Here is a 23065-nt window from a genome sequence, read left to right on the forward strand (position 1 = left end):
TCTGTGGTGAGTCGTCGTGGGCGCGTACGCCGGGCAGGCGCAATCGCGCTGGCGACGCTCACCATCGCCACGGCGGTTCCGGCGTGCGCTTCGGGCACCCGCGGGCTGGTGCTCAGCTTCTATACGACGGCGGCCGACGGCGCGACGTTCACCGCGGTCGCGCAGGACTGTACCAAGCAATTCGGTGGCCGCTTCGCCATCCAACAGGTCAGTCTGCCCAGAGCCCCCGGCGAGCAGCGGCTGCAGTTGGCGCGCCGGTTGACCGGCCACGACCGCACGCTGGACGTGATGTCGCTCGACGTGGTGTGGACGGCGGAGTTCGCCGAGGCGGGCTGGGCGTTGCCGCTGTCCGACGACCCCGCGGGGCGTGCCGAACCCGACGCGACGGCCGATATCCTGCCGGGCCCGCTGTCGACGGCGCGCTGGGAAGGCAGGTTGTTCGCGGCCCCCGTCACAACGAACACCCAATTGCTTTGGTATCGGCCCGATTTGGTGCGTCAACCACCGCGCACCTGGGATGGGATGGTGCGCGAGGCCACCAGATTGCACGCCGCGGGGCGGCCCAGCTGGATCGCCGTGCAGGCCAATGAGGGCGAAGGCCTGGTGGTCTGGTTCAACACGCTGCTGGTCAGCGGAGGCGGACAGGTGCTCTCCGAGGACGGCCGCTACGTCACGCTGACCGATACGCCGGCGCACCGGGCCGCCACCGTCAATGCGTTGCGGATCCTCAAGTCCGTGGCGACGGCGCCGGGGGCCGATCCGTCCGTCACCCGCACCGACGAGGGCACCGCGCGGTTGGCGGTCGAACAGGGCAGGGCCGCGCTCGCGGTCAACTGGCCCTACGCGCTGGCATCGATGCTGGAGAACGCGGTCAAGGGTGGTGTGCCCTTCCTGCCGCTCAACCAGGATCCGCGGTTGGCCGGCAGCATCAACGACGTCGGGACGTTCGTGCCCTCTGACGAGCAATTCCGCATCGCCTATCAGGCCAGCCAGAAGGTCTTCGGCTTCGCGCCGTATCCCGGTGTGGCGCCGGGCCGTCCGGCCAAGGTGACCATCGGCGGGGCGAACCTGGCGGTGGCCAGCACCACCCGCCACCGCGCCGAGGCGTTCGAAGCCATCCGCTGCCTGCGCAGCCTGCAGCACCAGAAGTACGTGTCGATCGCCGGCGGCCTGCCTCCGGTGCGCACGTCGCTGTATTCCGACCCGCAGTTCCAGGCCAAGTACCCGATGTACACGATCATCCGCCGACAGCTCACCGATGCTGCGGTGCGTCCGGCCACGCCGGTCTATCAGGCGGTGGCCATCCGGTTGGCCGCGACGCTGAGCCCGATCACCAAGATCGACCCCGAGCGGACCGCCGACGAACTCAGCACCGAGGTGCAGAAGGCGATCGACGGGAAGGGGTTGTTGCCGTGACGGCCACTGCCCCCGTCGCACGACATTTGCGGGCCCGAAACCGGCTCTCCGAGAAGCGATTCGCTGCGTTGCTCGTCGCCCCGGCCGCGATTCTGATGCTCACGGTGACGGCCTATCCGATCGCCTACGCCGTGTGGCTGAGCTTGCAGCGCAATAACCTTGCCGTCCCCGACGACACCGCGTTCATCGGCCTGAGCAATTACGTGACGATCCTGGCCGATCGGTATTGGTGGACCGCGCTAGCGGTCACCCTGGGCATCACCGTCGTTTCGGTGACCCTCGAATTCGTCCTGGGCCTGGCGCTGGCGCTGGTAATGCACCGCACCCTCGTTGGAAAAGGCTTGGTGCGCACCGCGATCCTGATCCCGTACGGCATCGTCACGGTGGTCGCGTCGTACAGCTGGTACTACGCCTGGACGCCGGGGACGGGCTATCTGGCCAACCTGCTGCCGCATGGTAGTGCGCCCCTGACCGCCCAGATCCCGTCGCTGGCAATCGTTGTGATCGCCGAGGTCTGGAAGACGACGCCGTTCATGTCGCTGCTGCTGCTGGCCGGGCTCGCGCTGGTGCCGGAGGACCTGCTGAAGGCCGCCCAGGTCGACGGCGCCGGCCCCTGGCGCCGGTTGACCGGCGTCATCCTGCCGATCATCAAGCCGGCGGTGGTGGTCGCCCTGTTGTTCCGAACCCTGGACGCGTTCCGCATTTTCGACAACATCTACGTATTGACCAACGGCGCCAACAACACCGATTCGGTGTCGATCCTGGGCTACGACAACCTGTTCAAGGGCTTCAATGTCGGGCTCGGCTCGGCGATCAGCGTGCTGATCTTTTTGTGCGTGGGCCTCATCGCGTGGGTGTTCATCAAGGTCTTCGGCGCGGTGGCGCCCGGTGGTGACGTCGATGGCGGCTAACGGGCAGGACGCGCGGCGCACCGCGCTCTGGGCCGTCATCGACACGGTGGTCGTGGTGTACGCGCTGCTGCCGGTGCTGTGGATCTTCAGCCTCTCCCTGAAGCCGACATCAACGGTCAAGGACGGCAAGCTGATTCCGTCGTCGATATCCCTGGACAACTATCGCGGCATCTTTCGCGGCGACATCTTCAGCTCGGCACTGATCAACTCCGTCGGGATCGGGTTGATCACCACCGCGATCGCGGTGACTCTCGGGGCCATGGCGGGCTACGCGATCGCGCGTCTGAATTTTCCGGGCAAGCGAGCGTTGGTTGGCGCCACCCTGCTGATCACCATGTTTCCGGCGATTTCGTTGGTCACGCCGTTGTTCAACATCGAACGTTTCATCGGCCTGTTCGACACGTGGCCGGGATTGATCCTGCCCTACATCACGTTCGCGCTGCCGCTCGCGATCTACACGTTGTCGGCGTTCTTCCGCGAGATCCCCTGGGACTTGGAGCAGGCGGCCAAAATGGACGGCGCCACGCCGGCGCAGGCCTTCCGCAAGGTGATCGTCCCCCTGGCGGCGCCCGGCGTGGTGACCGCCGCGATCCTGGTGTTCATCTTCGCCTGGAACGATCTGCTGCTGGCGCTCACCCTGACCGCCACCAAGGCCGCCATCACCGCGCCGGTGGCGATCGTGAACTTCAGTGGCAGTTCACAGTTCGAGGAGCCGACCGGATCGATCGCTGCCGGCGCCGTGGTGATCACCGTCCCGATCATCGCTTTTGTTCTAATCTTCCAACGACGAATCGTCGCCGGGTTGACCTCCGGCGCTGTGAAGGGATGACGCGATGGCCGAGATTGTGCTGGACCATGTCAGCAAGATCTATCCCGACGGCGCGGTGGCGGTGCAGGACCTGAACATCACCATCGCCGACGGCGAATTCCTGATCCTGGTCGGCCCGTCGGGCTGCGGTAAGACCACGACGCTGAACATGATTGCCGGGCTTGAAGATATCTCCGCCGGTGAGCTGCGGATCGGCGGCGAGCGGGTGAACGAGAAAGCGCCCAAAGACCGCGATATCGCGATGGTGTTCCAGTCCTATGCGCTGTACCCGCACATGACGGTGCGGCAGAACATCGCGTTCCCGCTGACGCTCGCGAAGATGCCGAAGCCCGAGATCGCGCAGAAGGTCATCGAGACCGCCAAAACCCTTGACCTGACCGAGTTTCTGGACCGCAAGCCGTCGCAGCTGTCCGGGGGCCAGCGCCAGCGGGTGGCGATGGGCCGCGCGATCGTGCGTCATCCCAAGGCGTTTTTGATGGACGAGCCGTTGTCCAACCTGGATGCCAAACTGCGCGTTCAGATGCGCGGCGAGATCGCCAGGTTGCAAAAGAGGCTGGGCACGACGACCGTGTACGTCACCCACGATCAAACCGAAGCCATGACCCTGGGCGACCGGGTGGTGGTGATGCATTCGGGTGTCGCGCAGCAAATCGGCACCCCCGATGAGCTTTACGAACACCCGGCCAATTTGTTCGTCGCGGGCTTCATCGGCTCGCCGGCGATGAATTTCTTCCCCGCCACACTGACGCCCCTCGGGCTGACGCTGCCCTTCGGGGAGGTGATGCTGACCCCGGAAGTCCAGGACGTGATCGCCCAGCATCCCACCCCGGGCAACGTCATCGTGGGTGTGCGGCCCGAGCATCTGTCCGACGCCGCGTTGATCGACGGTTACCAGCGCATCAGGGCGCTGACCTTCGAGGTGAAGGTCGACCTGGTCGAATCGCTGGGCGCCGACAAGTACGTGTACTTCTCCACCGCGGCATGGGCCGCGCACTCGGCTCAACTGGACGACCTCGCCGCTGAGGGGGATGCGCACGAAAATCAGTTCGTGGCACGGGTTCCCGCCGAGTCCAAGGCGGTCATCGGGCAACCGATCGAGTTGGCGTTCGACACGACCCGACTGGTGGTCTTCGATGCCGACTCGGGGGCCAATCTGACGATACCGCCGTCGGGCCCGCAGTGACCCAAACGTTGGAACGCGTCCGCGCGCATGTACGCGCTCACTTCACCGACCTCGAACCCGATTCGGCGAGCGTGACATTTCTGGGCACAGAAACCATCGAAGTGCTGCGATTTCGCGACACACGCGGGTTGGTGCACTACGTCTCGCTGGGCTGCTCGCGCCACCCGATGACCGAACCGACCCTGGATATCGCCGACCCGGTGCGTGGCCCGCGTGCCGAAATCGTCCTGCGGCTACGCGATCCGGGCCCGATCACCGGAATCGCCCGCACGCTCGCGATCGTGGCCGCGACCCCAGCCGTCGAGGGCGCCGTGCTGAGCGCCGATGCGCTGATCGACCTCGGCTCCCCGCTGTGGGCGTCGCCGTCGCGGAAGGTGCCGTTCACCGCGGTGTTGCTGGGCCACAGCGAGATCACGGATCTACCGCTGGAACCGCCGCGCGACCCGGTGCGCTTCTTGTCGGCGACTCCGATCACCGCGACCGAAGCGGCGTGGGTGCGGCTGAAAGGCGCCGAGGCGATGCGGCAAGCGTGGGATAACGACGGCGTCGACGTGCTGAACACCAATCGTCCTGCCGCACAGCCCAGCTGACGCCCCGTCGCGTCGCCGAGCGTGCACTCACGGCGAGGATTCGGCGGGCATTGTCAAGCGGTGAATGCAACATTTTGGGTTAGGCGGCTTGGTCGAGGAGGGCGGTTAGGCGTTGGGCCGGGGTATCGAGGTTCAGCGTGGGTCGGGGGCGTTGGTTGAGGGTGTCTTGGATTCGTCTGAGGTCAGCTTTGGTGTAACCGCTTAAGTCGCTGCCTTTTTCGAACCAGAATCGCAACAGGCGGTTGGTGTTTTCGTTGCTGCCTCGTTGCCACGGTGAGTGGGGATCGCAGAAGTAGACCGGAGCGGCCAGCTGTAGCTGGATGTCGCGCCAGCTAGCCATTTCGCTGCCACGATCCCAGGTGATCGAGCGGCGCAGGTGCTCGGGCAGTTCGCTCATTGCCTCGATCATCGCGGCGGCTACCGTGGCCGCGGTGCGGTCACCGGGCAGGTGCAGCAGGATCGTGAAGCGGGTGCTGCGCTCCACCAGGGTGCCGATTGCGCTGTTGTGGGGTCCCACGATCAAGTCGCCCTCCCAGTGGCCCGGCACGGCGCGGTCATCAGCCTCAGGTGGGCGATCAGCGATGGTGAATTCCTCACCGGCGCTAAACACCCCACGACGATTGTCTGAGCCTCGATGCTTTCGTGCGGCCCGCTTCGTGGACAGGCATTTGTGCAGATCAGCGCGCAAACTGCCGCGAGTCTGCACATACAGGCACTGATAAATGGTTTCGTGGCTCACTTGTGCCAGCCTGTCACCGGGGTGATCGCGGGCCAACACCTCGGCGATCAGTTTCGGACTCCAGCCCTGATCCATCCAGCCTTCGATCATCGCGCACAACGGGTTATCGGCGAGCTTGAATTCCTTGGGCCGCCGCGCTTTCTGCGCGGCCCGCGCATGCGCCATCAGAGCGTGGTAGTCGCCGTCGGCATTGCAGTTACGCCGAATCTCGCGGTAGATCGTTGTGCGGTCGCGACCCAGCCGCTCGGCGATGTCGGCGGCGCTGAGTCCGCCGTCGCGGCCGCGCATGATCTCCACGCGTTCGCTGACACTGAGCCGATGACCCGCTCCACCGGGCAAGGACATGTTGCCCGGCTTGAGCAGGCCACGTTGACCCCGGCCTCCGATATGCAGTTTCATCGCTCCAGCGTCACGCCACCACACCCACGCCCTGGTCGTTGACACGCCCATACCTTGAGCCGCCACAACCAGCGGGGCTCCCCGACATACCCGGTCGAACAACTCCCGACGCACCGCCGGCGAATGCGGAAAACCACTCGGCATCGCAACTCCTAAATCCACGGATGTTGCATTGACCGTATGAATCCGCCGCGATTTTTTCGCCGTGAATACACGCTCGGCGAAAAAGGGTCACAGCCAGTTGCGGTTGCGGAACTGGAAATACAGGACCAGGCAGGCGACGACCATGATCGCCATGATCGCCGGGTAGCCCCACGTCCAGTTCAGCTCGGGCATGAAACGGAAGTTCATCCCGTAGATGGCGGCGACCATGGTGGGTACCGCCAGGATGCCGGCCCAGGCCGCCATCTTGCGCATGTCGTTGTTCTGCTGCATCCCGACGCGGGCCAACGCCGCCTGGATCAACGAGTTGAGCGTGTCGTCGTAGCTGGCGATCTGGTCGGCGGCCTCGGAGTGGTGGTCGGCGACGTCGCGCAGATAGCGCCGCAATTCCTTGGAGATGACGTCTTTGTTGTCCATCTGGATCCGGTGGAACGCGGCTGACAGCGGGTTGACGCAGCGGCGGAGCTCGACGACCTCGCGCTTGAGGAGATAGATCGGTTCGACGTCGATCTTGCTGCCCGGGGCGAACGCCAAACCCTCGATGCTGTCGATGTCGGACAGCATCAAACTGCTCACCTCGAGGTAGTGGTCCACCACATGGTCGGCGATCGCGTGCATCACCGCGAAGGGGCCCAGCCGCATCTGCTCGGGGTCGCCGTCCATCCGCTTGCGCACCTCGGACAGTCCGCCGTGTTCACCGTGGCGGACCGTGACCACGAAATCGCGGCCGACGAAGACCATGATCTCGCCGGTCTCGACGATCTCGCGGGCCAGCACCACCGATTCGTGGCGGACATAGTTGACGGTCTTGAGGACCAGGAACAGCGTGTCGTCGTACCGCTCGACCTTGGGTCGCTGATGGGCGCACACCGCGTCTTCCACGGCCAGGGGATGCAGGCCGAAAACGTCCGCCACTTCCTGCATCTGGGCCTGGCTGGGTTCGCGCAAGCCCACCCAGACGAACCCCTCGTGCCCCATGCTTTCGATCTCGCGCACTTTGTCCAAAGAGGCGGCGTAACCGATCTTGCCGGGCAGCCGGTGGCCGTCGGCGTAGACGGCGCAGTCAACCAGCGTTTCCTTGCGCGGTGGGGACTCCGCGCTCGGCTGCGGTTCGGGTTCCTGCGCGAGCGGTCGTAGCGCTTCGGGCAGTGCGTCGAATCCTTGGAACACATCCACCTCCTACGCAGCGCAGGTCCGACAGGCGGTGCTCAATGCTACGCGTCAACGCTGTCCAAAAGCTGACGATCAGGCGCCGGAGAAAGCCCTGGTAGCGGACCGGAGATTGTGTCCCGGCAAGGGTGCGCTAGTTTCGAGCCGAACCCGAATCTGCACGAACTTCTCCACAAGGAGTACATCGACGTGAGCGCAAGTCCTCTCAAGGTCGCCGTCACCGGCGCCGCCGGCCAGATCGGCTACAGCCTGTTGTTCCGCCTGGCGAGTGGCTCGTTGCTGGGCCCCGACCGCCCGATCGAGCTGCGTCTCCTTGAGATCGAACCCGCCCTCAAGGCGCTCGAGGGCGTCGTGATGGAGCTCGACGACTGCGCCTTCCCGCTGCTGTCCGGTGTCGAGATCGGCGCGGACGCGAACAAGATCTTCGACGGCGTCAACCTGGCCCTGCTGGTCGGTGCGCGGCCGCGCGGCCCGGGCATGGAGCGCAGCGACCTGCTGGAGGCCAACGGCGCGATCTTCACCGCCCAGGGCAAGGCGCTCAACTCGGTTGCCGCGGACGACGTCCGCATCGGCGTGACCGGTAACCCGGCCAACACCAACGCGTTGATCGCGCTGAGCAACGCCCCCGACATCCCCAAGGAGCGATTCTCGGCGCTGACCCGTCTGGACCACAACCGGGCGATCTCGCAGTTGGCCCAAAAGACCGGCGCCAAGGTCACCGACATCAAGAAGATGACGATCTGGGGTAACCACTCCGCGACCCAGTACCCCGACATCTTCCACGCCGAGATCGGCGGCAAGAACGCCGCCGAGGTGGTCAACGACCAGTCCTGGATCGAGAACGACTTCATCCCGACCGTCGCCAAGCGCGGCGCGGCCATCATCGACGCCCGCGGCGCGTCCTCGGCCGCGTCGGCCGCCTCGGCGACCGTCGACGCCGCCCGCTCCTGGCTGTTGGGCAGCCCGGAGGGTGACTGGGTGTCGATGGCCGTCTACTCCGACGGCTCCTACGGTGTGCCGGAGGGCATCGTGTCGTCGTTCCCGGTGACCACCAAGGACGGCAACTGGTCGATCGTGCAGGGCCTGGAGATCGACGAGTTCTCCCAGGGCCGCATCGACAAGACCACCGCCGAGCTGGTCGAGGAGCGCACTGCGGTCACCGAGCTCAAGCTGATCTAGCCGGCGGGCCCGGGGCGTTCGGCCGGATGAGATCTAGCTCACCAATTAGGCCTACTAATGGGTAGTCAGTACCCTGAACCCCGTGTCCGAATTGCTTGAATCGATACAGACGCAGGCCGAGCATGGCGTGATCACCGACGAGGAGATCTTCGAGGCACACCTGGGCGGCAAGCTTTCGGTAGGCCTGACGTCCCCGCTGGACACCCAGCGCGCTTTGTCGATCGCCTACACCCCCGGCGTGGCGCAGGTCAGCCGCGCGATCGCCGCCGACCACGCTCAAGCGGCCCGCTACACCTGGGCCAACCGGCTGGTGGCGGTGGTCAGCGACGGCAGCGCGGTGCTGGGCCTGGGCGACATCGGGCCCGCGGCGTCGCTGCCGGTCATGGAGGGCAAGTGTGCCCTGTTTCAGGCGTACGGCGGGCTGAACGCGATCCCGATCGTGTTGGACACCAAGGACCCCGACGAGATCGTGGAAACCCTGGTGCGCCTGCGCCCGACGTTCGGCGCGGTCAACCTCGAGGACATTTCCGCGCCGCGCTGCTTCGAGATCGAACGCCGCGTCATCGAGGCGCTGGACTGCCCGGTGATGCACGACGACCAGCACGGCACCGCCATCGTGGTGCTGGCCGCGCTCATGGGTGCCAGCAAGCTGCTCGGCCGGGACATGAGCTCGCTGAAGGTGGTGGTTTCGGGGGCCGGGGCCGCCGGCGTCGCGTGCACCAATCTCCTTATGGTGATGGGTGTTTCGGACATCACCGTCCTCGACTCGCGCGGAATTCTGCACACCGGCCGCGACGACATGAACGACGTCAAAGTGGCTTTGGCGCGGCGCACCAATCCCGATGGCCTGACCGGTAGCGCGGCGGAAGCCATCCGGGGCGCCGACGTGTTCCTCGGTCTGTCGGGTGGCGTGGTCCCCGAAGAGATGATCGCGACCATGGCGCCCAACGGAATCGTGTTCGCCCTGTCCAACCCCGATCCGGAGATCCACCCCCAGATCGCCGCCAAGTACGCGTCGGTGGTGGCCACCGGCCGCAGCGACTTCCCGAACCAGATCAACAACGTGCTGGCATTTCCCGGCGTGTTCCGCGGTGCGCTGGAAGCCGGCGCCCGCCGGATCACCGAGAAGATGATGGTCGCCGCGGCCGAGGCGATCTTCTCCGTCGTCAGCGACGACCTTGCTCCCGACCGGATCGTCCCCAGCCCGCTGGACCTGCGCGTCGGGGAAGCGGTTGCCGCGGCCGTGGCGATCGCCGCCGACACCACCGGGTGAGACTCGGCAGGCTGGCGGCACCGCTGCTCGCCGCCCTACTCGCCGTTTCCGGTTGCGCGACCGATACCGGGGGCGATGCTCGCGCCCGCGCGGAAGTGGTGGTCGGTTCCCGCTCTGATGCCGAGTCGGCGCTGCTGGCCGGCATCTACGTGGCCGCCTTGCGGTCCTACGGATTTGGCGCGCGATTCCAGGCGACCACCGACCCGAAGGCCCAATTGGATTCGGGCGCAGTCACCGTCGTTCCCGCCTACACCGGCCGGGTGTTGCAGCGCCTGCAGCCCGGCGCGACGGCGATGTCGGACAAAGACGTCTACCGCGCGATGATCGCTGCGCTGCCCGAGGGCATCGCGGCGGGCGACTACGCGACGGCCGCCGAGGACAAACCCGTGCTGGTGGTGAGCCGGGCGACCGCCAAGGCCTGGGGCGGCAGCGACGTCAGCGCGGACCTGAGCACGCTGCCCCAGCACTGCGCCGGCCTCGTCGTCGGGACCATCGCCGGCAGCGGGGCGCCGTCGGCCGTCGGCCCCTGCCGCCTTCCCGCTCCGCGTGAATTCCCGGACGCCACAACGATGTTCGCGGCGGTGGCGGCCGCGCAGCTGACCGCGGGATGGACGACGACGGCCGATCCCGGCGTCCCCGCGGACCTGGTCGCCCTGGCCGACGCCAAACCGGCACTGATCCGGGCCGAGAACGTGGTGCCGCTGTATCGCCGCAATGCGCTCAGCGAGCGGCAATTGTTGGCGATCAACGAAGTGGCCGGCGTGCTCGACACCGCCGCCCTGGTCGAGATGCGCCGGCAAATGGGTGCGGGCGCCGACCCGCAGGCGGTGGCGGCAGGCTGGCTGGCCGAACACCCGCTCGGGCGCTGAAGAGCGGGGTCAGCGCTTGGGCAGCAGCCGGTGCACGATCTGCTGTAGCCGGCTCATGATGGGGCCGCCCAGCAGCAGCTCCGGGCGCGAAGCCGTCAGCCGCACGACCAGGTCCATCGCCTTGACGTCCGGCCCCACCAGCACCCGGGCCTTGTTCTTGCGCACCCCTTCGAGGATGAGCTGAGCCGCCCGCTGCGGGGTGGTCTTGGCCTGCTGTTCCTCGAAGACGCTGGCCAGCTCGGCGTGGTCGAGACCCTCAACGCCGGTGGCGTTGCGGGCGAAGGCGGTCTTGATGCCGCCGGGATGCACCGTCGTCACCCGCACCGGGTGGCCGGCGCGCGCCATCTCCTGGTGCAGCGCCTCGGTGAACCCGCGGACGGCGAACTTGGCCGAGACGTATGCCGCCTGGCCGGGCGCGGAAAACAGGCCGAGCGCGCTCGAGATGTTGATGACGTGTCCGTCGCCGGAGGCGATCAGGTGCGGGAGGAACGCCTTGGTGCCGTTGACGACGCCCCAGTAGTCGACGTCAATCACGCGTTCGATGTCCTTGAACCGGCTGTCCTCGATGGAGCCGATGAACGTGATCCCGGCGTTGTTGTAGACCTGGTTGACCGCGCCGAAATGCTCGTGGACGGCGTCGGCGTAGGCCAGGAAGGCGCTGCGCTCGGTCACGTCGAGCTGGTCCACCTTGACCGGCGCGCCGATCGCCGCCAGTTGCTCGGCGGTCTGCGCCAGTCCTGCGGTGTCCACATCGCTGATCGCCACCTTGGCGCCGGCGCGTCCCAGCTCGACCGCCAGCGCCTGGCCGATGCCCGAGCCCGCGCCCGTGACCACCGCAACCTTGCCGGCGAACCCATCCATGCAACACTCCCTCGACCACGCTTGACGCGTTGACGCTAATCGTTACCAGTGATGGTGGCTAGTGCAGGGCGAAATGGTGAACGCGCGCGTCCGGAGCAGTGAGAGATCGATCACTGCTTAGGCAGCAGCCGTCCCATGACGGGCCCGAACAGCTGCTGATAACCCGAACCCGTCAGGCGAATCAAGATGTCCAGCACCTTGGCGTCCGCGCCGACGAGCACCCGCGCCTTCTTCTTCCGCACCGCGTCGAGAATGATCTGGGCCGCGCGGTGCGGGCTCGTCTTGGCCAGCCGCTTGTCGAACAGCTTGGCCAGCTCGGCCTGGTCGAGGCCCTCGGCGGTGGCGGCGTTGCGCGCGATCGCGGTCTTGATGCCGCCCGGGTGCACCGTGGTCACCGCCACCGGATGACCGGCCGCCACCATCTCCTGGCGCAGCGCCTCGGTGAAGCCGCGGACGGCGAACTTGGCCGAGTTGTAGGCCGCCTGCCCGGGCACCGAGAAGAGCCCGAACACACTGGAGACGTTGACGACGTGCCCGTCGCCCGAGGCGATCAGGTGCGGGAGGAACGCCTTGGTGCCGTTGACGACGCCCCAGAAGTCGACGTCCATGACGCGTTCGATGTCCTTGAACTGGCTGACTTCGACGTCACCGGTGAAGGCGATCCCGGCGTTGTTGTAGATCTGGTTGACCGTGCCGAAGTGCTCTTTGACCGCGTCGGCGTAGGCCAGGAAGGCTTCACGTTCGGTCACGTCGAGGCGATCCGCCTTGACCTGCGCACCGATCGCCTTGAGCTGCTCCTCGGTGTGGGCCAGGCCTTCGAGGTCGACGTCGCTGATGGCCACCTTGGCGCCCGAGCGACCCAACTCGAGGGCCAGCGCCTGCCCGATGCCCGATCCCGCGCCCGTCACCACCGCGACCTTGCCGGCGAACCCTTGCATGAGCGCCCCTTCCTGATTGGCCCGATAGCGTCGAGGCTAGCCGGTACCGGCGGTCCCACTCTCTTCGGGTGCGAACGTCGACGTGTTGCGCGAAACGCGACGCTTGCGCCAAGAAGTCGACGCTCGGCGAATCAGCCGAAGGCCGTGTCGATGATCTCCTGCTGCTCGACGGCGTGCACCTTCGACGAGCCCGACGAGGGAGCCGACATCGCCCGCCGCGAGATCCGCTTGAGCCCGGTCAGCTTGTCGGGCAGGAGCTCGGGCAGTTCCAGACCGAAGCGCGGCCAGGCACCCTGGTTGGCCGGCTCCTCCTGCACCCAGAAGTACTCCTTGACGCTGGGGTAGCGGTCCAGCGTTTCGCCCAGCCGGCGCTTGGGCAGCGGGGCGAGCTGCTCGATCCGCACGATCGCCACGTCGTCCCGGTTGTCCTTGGCCTTGCGGGCCACCAACTCGTAGTAGAGCTTGCCGCTGGTCAGCAGGACCCTGCTGACCTTGCTGCGATCGCCGATGCCGTCCTCGTAGGTCGGTTCTTCGAGCACCGAGCGGAACTTGATCTCGGTGAAGTCCTTGACGTCGCTGACGGCCGCCTTGTTGCGCAGCATCGACTTGGGGGTGAACACGATCAGCGGTCGCTGCACGCCGTCGAGGGCGTGCCGGCGCAACAGGTGGAAGTAGTTGGACGGCGTGGAGGGCACCGCGATCGTCATCGAACCCTCCGCCCACAGCTGCAGGAAGCGCTCGATGCGGCCCGACGTGTGGTCGGGGCCCTGGCCTTCGTGGCCGTGCGGCAGCAGCAGCACCACGTTGGACAGCTGGCCCCACTTGGCCTCACCGGAGCTGATGAACTCGTCAATGATCGACTGCGCGCCGTTGACGAAGTCCCCGAACTGGGCTTCCCACAGGACGAGGGCGTCGGGGTTACCGACGGTGTAGCCGTACTCGAATCCGACGGCGGCGTATTCCGACAGCGGGGAGTCGTAGACCAGGAACTTGCCGCCGGTGGGGGCGCCGTCGGTGTTGGTCGCCAGCAGTTGCAGCGGCGTGAACTCCGCCCCGGTGTTGCGGTCGATGATCACCGAGTGCCGCTGCGAGAAGGTGCCGCGCCGGGTGTCTTGCCCCGACAGCCGCACCAGCTTGCCCTCGGCCACCAGCGAGCCCAGCGCCAGCAGTTCGGCGAAGGCCCAGTCGATCTTGCCCTCGTAGGCCATCTCCCGGCGCTTCTCCAAAACCGGCTGCACCCGCGGGTGCGCCGTGAAGCCCTCGGGTAGCGCCAGGAACGCGTCGCCGATCCGGGCCAGCAGCGCCTTGTCCACCGCGGTGGCCAGGCCCGCGGGCAGCATCTGGTCGGCCTCCACCGACTCGCTCGGCAGCGCGCCGTGCTTCTCCAGCTCGCGAACCTCGTTGAACACCCGCTCGAGTTGGCCCTGGTAGTCGCGCAGGGCGTCCTCGGCTTCTTTCATCGAGATGTCGCCGCGGCCGATCAGGGCTTCGGTGTAGCTCTTGCGGACGCCGCGCTTGATGTCGACGACGTCGTACATGGCGGGATTGGTCATCGACGGGTCATCGCCTTCGTTGTGCCCGCGCTTGCGGTAGCACAGCATGTCGATGACGACGTCCTTCTTGAACTCCTGCCGGAAGTCGACGGCCAGCTTGGCCACCCACGCGCACGCCTCCGGGTCGTCGCCGTTGACGTGGAAGATCGGCGCCCCGATCATCTTCGCGACGTCGGTGCAGTACTCGCTGGAGCGCGAGTACTCCGGCGCGGTCGTGAAGCCGATCTGGTTGTTGGCGATGATGTGAATCGTGCCGCCGACCCGGTAGCCGGGCAGGTGCGTCAGGTTCAGGACCTCGGCGACCACGCCCTGACCGGCGAACGCGGCGTCGCCGTGCAGCATCATCGGCACCACCGAGAAGGCCTTGTCGTCCCCCTGGTCCTCGGCGCCCCGGTCCAGCAGGTCCTGCTTGGCCCGGACCAGGCCCTCCAGCACCGGGTCGACGGCTTCCAGGTGCGACGGGTTGGCGGTCAGCGACACCTGAATGTCGTTGTCGCCGAACATCTGTAGGTACACGCCGGTGGCACCCAGGTGATATTTGACGTCGCCGGAGCCGTGCGCCTGCGCCGGGTTGAGGTTGCCCTCGAATTCGGAAAAGATCTGGGAGTACGGCTTGCCGACGATGTTGGCCAGCACGTTGAGCCGGCCGCGGTGCGGCATCCCGATGACCACCTCATCGAGCCCGTGCTCGGCGCACTGATCGATCGCCGCATCCATCATCGGAATGATGCTTTCCGCGCCTTCCAGCGAAAACCGTTTCTGCCCAACGTATTTGGTCTGCAAGAAGGTTTCGAAGGCCTCGGCCGCGTTCAGTTTGCTCAGGATGAACTTCTGCTCGGCCACCGTTGGTTTGACGTGCTTGGTCTCGACCCGCTGCTGGAGCCATTCCTGTTGCGCGGGATCGAGAATGTGGGTGTACTCCACGCCGATGTGCCGGCAATAGGCGTCGCGCAGCAGGCCCAGCACGTCACGCAGCTTCTTGTACTCGGAGCCGGCAAAGCCGTTGACTTTGAACACCCGATCGAGATCCCACAGCGTCAGGCCGTGGTTGAGGATCTCGAGGTCGGGGTGGCTGCGGAACCGGCTGCCGTCCAAGCGCAGCGGGTCGATGTCGGCCATCAGGTGGCCGCGATTGCGGTAGGCCGCAATCAACTCCATCACCCGGGCGGTCTTGTCGACGATCGAGTCAGGGTTGTCGGTGCTCCAGCGCACCGGCAGGTACGGGTTGCCCAGCTCGCGGAAGATCTCGTCCCAGAACGCGTCCGAGAGCAGCATCTCGTGGATGGTGCGCAGGAAGTCACCGGATTCCGCGCCCTGGATGATGCGATGGTCATAGGTCGAGGTGAGCGTGATCAGCTTGCCGATCCCGAGCTCGGCGATGCGTTCCTCGCTGGCGCCCTGGAACTCGGCGGGGTATTCCATGGCGCCGACGCCGATGATCGCGCCCTGGCCGTTCATCAGCCGCGGTACCGAGTGCACGGTGCCGATGGTGCCGGGGTTGGTCAGCGAAATCGTCACGCCGGCAAAGTCTTCGGCGGTCAGCTTGCCGTCGCGGGCGCGCCGCACGATGTCTTCGTAGGCGGTGACGAACTGCGCGAACCGCATCGTCTCGCAGCCCTTGATGCCGGCCACCACCAAAGAACGCTTGCCGTCCTTGCCCTGCAGGTCGATGGCGAGACCCAGGTTGGTGTGCGCCGGGGTGACGGCGGTGGGTTTGCCGTCGACCTCGGCGTAGTGCCGATTCATGTTCGGGAACTTCTTGATCGCCTGAACCAGCGCGTACCCGAGCAGGTGGGTGAACGAGATCTTGCCGCCGCGCGTGCGCTTGAGTTGGTTGTTGATGACGATCCGGTTGTCGATCAGCAGCTTGGCCGGAACGGCGCGCACACTGGTCGCCGTCGGCACGTCCAGCGACGCCGACATGTTCTTGACGACGGCCGCCGCGGCACCGCGCAGCGTCTGCAACTCGTCGCCTTCGGCCGGCGGGGGAGTGGCGGCTTTCGCCGGCGCGGGCCGCGCCGGGACCCCATTGCCGGCGGCCGTGCTGACGGGGGGTGTCGTGCTGGCGGGCGGCGCGGGCTTGGGGGTCGGGGGGGCCGCCGGGGCCGCCGGGGCCGGCTTCGCCGGCGCGGGGGCTGCCGCCGCGCGACCATCGCCGCTGGTCCCCGACGCCGGCGCCGCCTCGCTCGTCGGCTCGGGGTTGTAGTCGACCAGGAACTCATGCCAGCTCGGATCCACCGACGAGGGGTCATCGCGGAACTTGCGGTACATCTCCTCGACCAGCCATTCGTTTTGACCGAATGGTGAACTTATGTTGCTCACGACCGCAGTTCGCCTCAATCCCTTTGTCCTACAGGGTCACCGCAGCGCTATCGCGCGGCACCTGCACCCTCCTCGGCCCGGCGGGCCGAGCACCTCATACCCATGGCGGTACCCAGTTGCTGCCGCCCTATAAAGGCTAACCTTTCGCTACCAATCTGCCAGGCGGACCGGTGGGCCTCGGAGAGGGCCGCCGCGGGCTAGCCGGCTTCGTGGATCGGCGGCACCAGATGCAGCGCGCGGGGCCAGCGCGCGGGCGGGGGACCGAAGGCCCGGTTGGCGTTGCGGACCATCTTCTTGCCGGCGAGGTAATTGCCGACGGCTCCCACCACGACCCCGATACCGACCGGCAGCAGTTTGCCGAACAGCAGGGCGCCCCGCCGCACGGTGTACTTCCTGACCCACGACTTGAGCAGCCGTGAGTTCAGTCCCGACATCGACGACAGCGGCAGCGCGGCCAGGCTCTCGGAAACCCAGCCGCCGTTGGTGCGCCGCGGACCGATCAACTGCGCGACGGCGCGCTCGCTGTTGTCACCGACGAGCACCGCCAGCACCAGGGCGCGGCGGCGTTCCCGGTGATCGGCCGGAATGTCGTGGACCACCGCGACCGCCAACACGAAGAACGCGGTGGCCTCCAGGAACGTCACCGTTTCCGCGGCCGCCGCGGACAGGGCACTCAGCGTGCCGATGCCGGGGACCGTCGCCGCGGCCCCCACCGCAACGCCGCCGGCCGTCACGATGGCGACGTAACGCTTCTGCAGCTTGGCCAGGATCTCGGCCGGGGTGGCGTCGGGATCGGCGTTGCGCAGCCGGGTCACGTAGGCCTCGGCGGCTGGGCCCTGTATCCGTGAGCTGCGCTCGATGACCTGCGCCAACGCCCGCGCGGACATCTTGGGCCGACCGTTCTTGCCGGTCGGCGCCTCTCCCGCGTTGGCCATGGTGAAAAACCGCTTCGGCGACCTGTTCCGTCGGGCCCGCATACTGTCTCTCCTGCAAATGGGGTTTCTTCAGGCTAACGTGCCGGCGGCAAATTCTGACGCGTTATCGATCCCCATCGGATCCGTGGCTGCCGGCCCTCTTGCGCCGCCGGGAATAATGCAGGCTGGATGTCTGCGACGGCCGTGCCGTCGGCCGGTCGTCGTGGTGAGCGGTTCGCCGTGCGCGTGCTCGATGACCTGGGAGTTCAGGCCCGTCGACCGGACGGGCCCGAGGCGGCGTGACGGCATCGTCGGGAGCGAAACGAGGTGGGGTGGATGACCACGGCTGCGCCCCGCACGCCCGGGGGTGAGCGGCGTGCGGGTGCCGGGCCGGCGCCGGCCGCCCATCGCTGGGACTTCATCACCCGGGGCTCGCCGCACTCACAGAACCCCTGGAACCCGCTCTGGGCGATGATGATCGGCTTTTTCATGATCATGGTCGACTCGACCATCGTCGCGATCGCGAACCCTACGATCATGGGCAGCCTGCGTATCGGCTACGACACCGTGGTCTGGGTGACCAGCGCCTACCTGCTGGGTTACGCCGTGGTGCTGCTGGTGGCCGGGCGCCTCGGGGACCGGTTCGGCCCCAAAAACCTGTACCTGATCGGCCTGGTGGTCTTCACCGTCTCCTCGGTGTGGTGCGGACTGGCGGGCAGCGCCGCCATGCTGATCGCGGCCCGCGTGGCGCAAGGTGTCGGAGCGGGCGTGCTCACCCCGCAAACCTTGTCGACGATCACCCGGATCTTCCCGCCGGAGCGACGCGGCATCGCGGTGAGCCTGTGGGGCGCCACCGCGGGCGTCGCCAGCCTGGTAGGGCCGCTGGCCGGCGGCGTGCTGGTCGACGGGCTGGGCTGGCAATGGATCTTCTTCGTCAACGTCCCCGTCGGCGTGATCGGGCTGGGGTTGGCGTATTGGCTGATCCCGGTGCTGCCCACCCAGTCGCACCGGTTCGACCTGATCGGGGTCGGGCTGTCCGGGGTGGGCATGTTCTTGATCGTGTTCGGGCTGCAACAGGGGCAGGCCGCGCACTGGGAGCCGTGGATATGGGCGTTGATCGTCGCGGGCTTCGGGTTCATGACGGTGTTCGTGTTCTGGCAGTCGGTGAACCCCAACGAACCGCTGGTCCCGTTGGTCATCTTCGGCGACCGCGACTTCAGCCTGTCCAACGTCGGTGTGGCCATCGTCTCGTTCACCGCGACGGCGATGATGCTGCCGCTGACGTTTTATGCGCAGGCTGTGTGCGGGCTGTCGCCGACGCGCTCGGCCTTGCTGATCGCGCCGATGGCGATCGCCAACGGGGTGTTCGCGCCGTTCGTCGGCAAGATCGTCGACAACTACCATCCGCGGCCGGTGCTCGGTTTCGGCTTTTCGGTGCTGGCGATCGCGCTGACGTGGATCACGTTCGAGATGTCGCCCACGACGCCGATCTGGCGGCTGGTGTTGCCGTTCTTCGCGATGGGCGTGGGGATGGCGTTCGTGTGGTCGCCGCTGACCGCGACCGCGACGCGGAACCTGCCCGCGCAGCTGGCCGGCGCGGGCTCGGCGGTGTACAACTCGGTTCGCCAGCTCGGCGCGGTGCTCGGCAGCGCCGGCATGGCCGCGTTCATGACCTGGCGGATCAGTGCCGAGATGCCGCGACGACCGTCCGGAGGCGGCCTCGACGAGGACGCCATCACGTTGCAGTTGCCCCGATTTCTGCGCGACCCGTTCGCCGCCGCGATGTCGCAGTCGGTGCTGTTGCCGGCGTTCATCGCGCTGTTCGGGATCATCGCCGCCCTGTTCTTGGTGGGCTTCGCGCCCTGGACCCGCACGGGCCGCGGCGGCGACCCCTTCGAGCCCGGCGGAGACGACATCGTCGACGACGACTATGACGACGACGAGTACGTCGAATTCGTCCTGCTTCGCGAATCCGATGTCGAGCGCGGCGACCCGCCGTCCGGGAAGCGAGCTGACGCGGCGTCCCGCGCGTTCGACGAGCCGGTCGCGCAAGCGCAACCAATCGGCTTTGCCCACAACGGGTCTCACGTGGACAGCGGTAAGCGCCTGCGTCAGGTCGCGGTGCGGCGCTCGGTCAAGCCCAGCCCGCCGGTGGACCGGTTTACCCGGCCGCCGCGCCGCCCCCACCGCGGGCCGGCGGGTCACCATTTCACCGACGGCGAGTCGCTGCGGGGCCAGCATCAGCGCCCCGACCCTGACGACGATCCCACCGGTTACGGTCGGCACTCACCGTCGGGCAATTAGGCGCCTCGACGCAGATCGGGCTGGGTGAGCGCCAGGAAAGCACCCAGGTCGGTCAGGCCCGCCGGTGTGGCGGGCAGGTACTCCGTCAGCGACGGCGACCGCACGATCACCGCGGCATACTGCGCCCGACTGACGGCGACGTTGAGTCGATTCCTGTTGAGCAGGAAGGAGATTCCGCGTGGCACCACGTCCATCGAGGAGACCGTCATCGAGATGAACACCACGGGCGCCTGGCCACCCTGGAACTTGTCGACGGTCCCGACCCGCACGCCGCCCAGCCCGGCGGCGCCCAACCGGCGACGCAGCAGCGCCACCTGGGCGTTGTAGGGCGCCAGCACCAGCACATCGGCGGCCGTCAACTCCCGGCGTCCGTGCTCATCGGTCCACGATGCGCCGAGGAGTCGCCTGATTTCGGCGGCGATCGCGTCGGCCTCCTCGGGGCTTTCGGTCGAATTGCCTTGGTGCTCAACCGAAAGGAGTTGCACGCCGGGCCGATACCCGTCCAGGCGGCGCGCGGCGGTGCATTCATCGGAATGCAGCCTGCCTTCATACGACAGTGCGGAGACCGCGGCGCACACGGCAGGGTGCATCCGGTAGGAGCGGTCCAGGAAGTAGCCACGTGCGTCGGGCAGGGTGCGTTGGCCGTCGACCAGCCAATCCAGCGCCGAGGTGTCCACCGGCTCGGGGTGGGTGCCCTGGCTGACTTGCGGCAACTGCTGGGGGTCTCCGAGCAGCAGCAGATTCGCGGCGGCCGGGGCCACGGCGATGGTGTTGGCCAGGCAGAATTGGCCGGCTTCGTCGATCACCAGCAGGTCCAGGCTCCCCGGCGGTATCCGGTTGGCATTGGCGAAATCCCATGCGGTGCCGCCGATCACGCAGCCCGGCGTGTCGGCGAGGAAGGCGGCGTACGCGCTGCCGTCGATCTCTTGCCAGCGTGGCGACTGGTGGTCATAGCGCTTCTTGGCGATCCGTTGCGGCTCCAGGCCGGCGTCGATCACACAGTCGAGCAGGTTCTCGACCGTGGCGTGCGACTGCGCGACGGCACCGACGCGCCAGCCGTGCTCGGAGACCAGGTGTTGGACCACCCGCGCGGCCGTGTGCGTCTTGCCGGTGCCGGGCGGCCCGTGCACCGCCAGGTACGACGAATCCAAATCCAGTAGTGCGCCGGTGATGTCGGCTGTGATGTTCGAGGCGTCGGTGCCGCGCGGCAGGGCAGCGCCGCTGCGCGTGCGGGGCGCGCGGCGCAGCAGGACGTCGACGATGGCGCTGTCGGGCAGGCGTGGCAGCCCCCCGCCGACCGCGGCGGCGGTCGCCTCGATCGACTCCCGCAGCGGCGTGGTCGGAATGGGTGGGCCGGGGGTCAGCGCGAAGGGCAACTGATGAAATGGCTTGCCGTCGCCGCCAACTCGTTCGAGGACGACCACCTTAGTGGGTACCGTCGGGTCGTCGGCCTCGACGACCGTGGCCCGCCCCGCCGCGCGCCGGTCCGGGCTATCGGTCATGCCGGGCGGCGCCGGCGGTTCGTACAGCGCAAAGACGTCGCTCTTCAGATCGCCGCGCGCCACCTCGCCGCGCAGCTCCAACCGTCGCTGAGGTTTGCGCGCGCGGGGCGGCGTATGCCAGTCGAGGCTGACGGAGGCGTTCTCGACGACGAAAACGTCGGTGTTGTCCGCCCATTCGTCGACGGGGAAGTTCAGCCGGTCGAAATGCGCCCACCAGAACGGCTTGTCCTCGCGACGGTGGTAGCCGCGCGCGGCGGCCACCAGCGCCACCGCCGTCTGTTCCGGGGTGCGCTCGTCGATGCCGGCGGCCCCGGTGAACGCCGACAGGGTTACCGCCAATCGGTCGCGGTCCTCGACGGTGTTGCCGTCGCCCACGGGCTGGGCGCCGATCGGCACGACGCCGGATTCATAGGCGCGCAGCATAAGCCAGTTACGCAATTCCTGCGTCGACCGGCAGTCGTAGTGGTTGTAGTCCTCGATCTCCTTGAGCACGGAGGAGGCCTCGTCCGTGCGGCCCTCTGCGCGCAGGTCGCAATACCGTGCGTAGGAGGTGATCGAACCGGTGGCCGTGGTCACGTCGCCCGCGCGCAGTTGGGAGCCCATGTAGAGCGGCTCGAGCGCCTTGAGGCTGAACGACTCCGCGCCGACGCGAATGCTCCTGCGCACCAACGGATAGAGGTCGACAAGCGTCCCGCTGCGCAGCAGCTCGTCGACTTCGTCCTCGCCGACGCCGTAGCGCCCGGCGAGCCGCAGCAACGCCGTCTTCTCGTAGGGCGCGTAGTGGTAGATGTGCATGTTGGGGCGACGCCTGCGTCGTTTGGCCACCATCGCCAGGAAATCGATCAGTGCTTGGCGTTCGTCGGCCCGGTTGTGCGCCCACAGCGGGCGGAACGTGCCCGTAGGCCCGGCCTCCAAAACGCCGAACAGATATTCCAGACCCCACTCGCGGCCATCGGTCGTCCACAGCGGGTGGCCTTCGAAGTCGAAGAACAGATCACCGGGATCCGGCTCGGGGAGCAACGCCAGCGGCTGCGCGTCGATGACCTCGACCTGCGGAACCCCGGTGTCGCGTTGGCGCACCTGCAGTTTCGCCTGGGTGGCCAAGGTGGTGACGACACCTTGGGGCAGCTCAGGCACGGGTCCGCTCTGGGCGGCCAGTTCGGCGACGGTGGTGATGCCGGCATCGAACAGCTTGTCCCGCTGGCTTACTCGCAAGCCGGCGACCAACAGCACGTCGTCGGCGGCCCGCAGCTGCTCGATGCACAACGGACAGTGGAAACAGGCAGCCACGCTTTCGTCGGCCCAGCGCACCGCCGTTCCGCCCGCATGGTGCTCGTCGAGCAGGCGCTGCAGCCGCGCCCGCTGCGCACGATAAACCGGGACCAGGTCGCAGACGCGGTGCCGCACGGCCGTTGCGTCACCGAGCCACAGTTCGGCCTCCGGCGCGACCGGCACGCCCGAGGCGGCCAGCACGTCGGCGTACGCGGCCAGTTGCAACAGCGCGGTCACCTTCTCCGAGCGGGCCAGCTTGGTATCGACGACCCGGTACTGCTCGCCGTCACGGATTAAAAAGTCGGCGAACCCGATGAAGCGGCCGTCGAACATCGCGGCCTGATACACGGCGGGGGCGCGGTCGGCGACGGCGCGCAGCGTCGCGTCGGTGGCCGACGCCAGCCCGGCGGGGGTGTAGGCGGGGCGGCCGATGACCGCGACGGCGTCGCCGAACCGCTCGCGCAACCGGTCGAGCTCGCGCCGCTCATGCTCGTCACCGAGGGCGGCTGTCCGCGTGAGCAGTTCGTCCTCGATGGCGGTCGCCGGTCCGCGGCCGAGTTTCGCGTCGAAATCCCGCAGCAGCGCGAACTCGCAGCGGGCGGCTGCGGCAAGGTCCGACGCGCTGTAAACGATGCTGTCGCCGGTCACGAACACTGGAGCCACTGTAGGTCAGGGCTCC

At 67.4% G+C, this 23065-nt stretch carries 16 protein-coding genes; 9 read left to right on the forward strand and 7 right to left on the reverse strand.

The genetic code is table 11. From position 1 onward, the window contains the following. Positions 1–3 precede the first annotated feature (3 nt). From G6N26_RS24145 to G6N26_RS24165, 5 genes are read left to right on the forward strand one after another with little or no spacing between them, the layout of a single operon-like run. Complete coding sequence (locus G6N26_RS24145; RefSeq protein ID WP_083020598.1) at positions 4–1416, forward strand: extracellular solute-binding protein; 1413 nt, start codon at positions 4–6, stop codon at positions 1414–1416. Further along, positions 1413–2327, forward strand: coding sequence for a carbohydrate ABC transporter permease (locus G6N26_RS24150; protein ID WP_083020600.1), 915 nt, complete (start codon positions 1413–1415; stop codon positions 2325–2327). Before G6N26_RS24145 ends, G6N26_RS24150 begins: the two co-directional genes overlap by 4 nt. Further along, the gene (locus G6N26_RS24155) at positions 2317–3156 is read left to right on the forward strand and encodes a carbohydrate ABC transporter permease (RefSeq protein ID WP_083020603.1); all 840 of its coding nucleotides are present in this window, start codon (positions 2317–2319) and stop codon (positions 3154–3156) included. The genes G6N26_RS24150 and G6N26_RS24155 overlap by 11 nt, the downstream gene beginning before the upstream one ends. A 4-nt stretch (positions 3157–3160) precedes the next feature. Then, positions 3161–4339 (forward strand): ABC transporter ATP-binding protein, encoded by a 1179-nt coding sequence (locus G6N26_RS24160; protein WP_083020605.1) that lies wholly within the window; start codon positions 3161–3163, stop codon positions 4337–4339. Further along, a complete protein-coding gene (locus G6N26_RS24165) occupies positions 4336–4929 on the forward strand; it encodes a suppressor of fused domain protein (RefSeq protein WP_083020607.1) in 594 nt (197 codons plus the stop codon). The genes G6N26_RS24160 and G6N26_RS24165 overlap by 4 nt, the downstream gene beginning before the upstream one ends. 79 nt (positions 4930–5008) lie before the next feature. Here G6N26_RS24165 and G6N26_RS24170 read toward each other — a convergent pair whose 3' ends face one another. Both G6N26_RS24170 and corA read right to left on the reverse strand, forming a co-directional pair. After that, complete coding sequence (locus tag G6N26_RS24170; RefSeq protein ID WP_083020638.1) at positions 5009–6211, reverse strand: IS30 family transposase; 1203 nt, start codon at positions 6209–6211, stop codon at positions 5009–5011. An 87-nt stretch (positions 6212–6298) separates the two neighbouring features. Beyond that, complete coding sequence (gene corA / locus G6N26_RS24175) at positions 6299–7399, reverse strand: magnesium/cobalt transporter CorA (protein WP_083020537.1); 1101 nt, start codon at positions 7397–7399, stop codon at positions 6299–6301. Between the two features lie 189 nt (positions 7400–7588). Between corA and G6N26_RS24180 the strand changes: the two genes are divergently transcribed. The 3 genes from G6N26_RS24180 to G6N26_RS24190 all read left to right on the forward strand — a co-directional run bounded on the left by G6N26_RS24180 (position 7589) and on the right by G6N26_RS24190 (position 10720). Continuing rightward, positions 7589–8578 (forward strand): malate dehydrogenase, encoded by a 990-nt coding sequence (locus tag G6N26_RS24180; protein WP_083020533.1) that lies wholly within the window; start codon positions 7589–7591, stop codon positions 8576–8578. A gap of 82 nt (positions 8579–8660) precedes the next feature. Beyond that, a complete protein-coding gene (locus tag G6N26_RS24185; RefSeq protein WP_067169379.1) occupies positions 8661–9851 on the forward strand; it encodes an NAD(P)-dependent malic enzyme in 1191 nt (396 codons plus the stop codon). Then, positions 9848–10720: a glycine betaine ABC transporter substrate-binding protein gene (locus tag G6N26_RS24190; protein WP_083020534.1), complete on the forward strand. Its 873-nt coding sequence runs from the start codon at positions 9848–9850 to the stop codon at positions 10718–10720. Before G6N26_RS24185 ends, G6N26_RS24190 begins: the two co-directional genes overlap by 4 nt. Before the next feature lie 9 nt (positions 10721–10729). On the opposite strand, the gene G6N26_RS24195 is transcribed toward G6N26_RS24190, so the two are convergent. From G6N26_RS24195 to G6N26_RS24210, 4 genes are all read right to left on the reverse strand, one after another. Continuing rightward, the gene (locus G6N26_RS24195) at positions 10730–11581 is read right to left on the reverse strand and encodes an SDR family NAD(P)-dependent oxidoreductase (protein WP_083020535.1); all 852 of its coding nucleotides are present in this window, start codon (positions 11579–11581) and stop codon (positions 10730–10732) included. A gap of 110 nt (positions 11582–11691) precedes the next feature. Then, positions 11692–12519: an SDR family NAD(P)-dependent oxidoreductase gene (locus G6N26_RS24200; RefSeq protein ID WP_067169371.1), complete on the reverse strand. Its 828-nt coding sequence runs from the start codon at positions 12517–12519 to the stop codon at positions 11692–11694. A gap of 131 nt (positions 12520–12650) precedes the next feature. Then, positions 12651–16394, reverse strand: a complete 3744-nt coding sequence (locus G6N26_RS24205; RefSeq protein WP_095576725.1) for a multifunctional oxoglutarate decarboxylase/oxoglutarate dehydrogenase thiamine pyrophosphate-binding subunit/dihydrolipoyllysine-residue succinyltransferase subunit — start codon at positions 16392–16394, stop codon at positions 12651–12653. 197 nt (positions 16395–16591) lie between these two features. Then, complete coding sequence (locus tag G6N26_RS24210) at positions 16592–17371, reverse strand: hypothetical protein (RefSeq protein ID WP_179960265.1); 780 nt, start codon at positions 17369–17371, stop codon at positions 16592–16594. Positions 17372–17644: 273 nt separating this feature from the next. Between G6N26_RS24210 and G6N26_RS24215 the strand changes: the two genes are divergently transcribed. Further along, positions 17645–19612, forward strand: coding sequence for an MFS transporter (locus tag G6N26_RS24215; RefSeq protein ID WP_083020244.1), 1968 nt, complete (start codon positions 17645–17647; stop codon positions 19610–19612). Here the strand turns inward: G6N26_RS24215 and G6N26_RS24220 are convergent. Next, positions 19609–23040, reverse strand: a complete 3432-nt coding sequence (locus G6N26_RS24220; protein ID WP_083020246.1) for a TM0106 family RecB-like putative nuclease — start codon at positions 23038–23040, stop codon at positions 19609–19611. The two genes, G6N26_RS24215 and G6N26_RS24220, sit on opposite strands and share 4 nt — an antisense overlap. Positions 23041–23065 lie beyond the last annotated feature (25 nt).

Origin of the sequence: Mycobacterium marseillense, assembly GCF_010731675.1 — a bacterium.
GTDB lineage: Bacteria > Actinomycetota > Actinomycetes > Mycobacteriales > Mycobacteriaceae > Mycobacterium > Mycobacterium marseillense.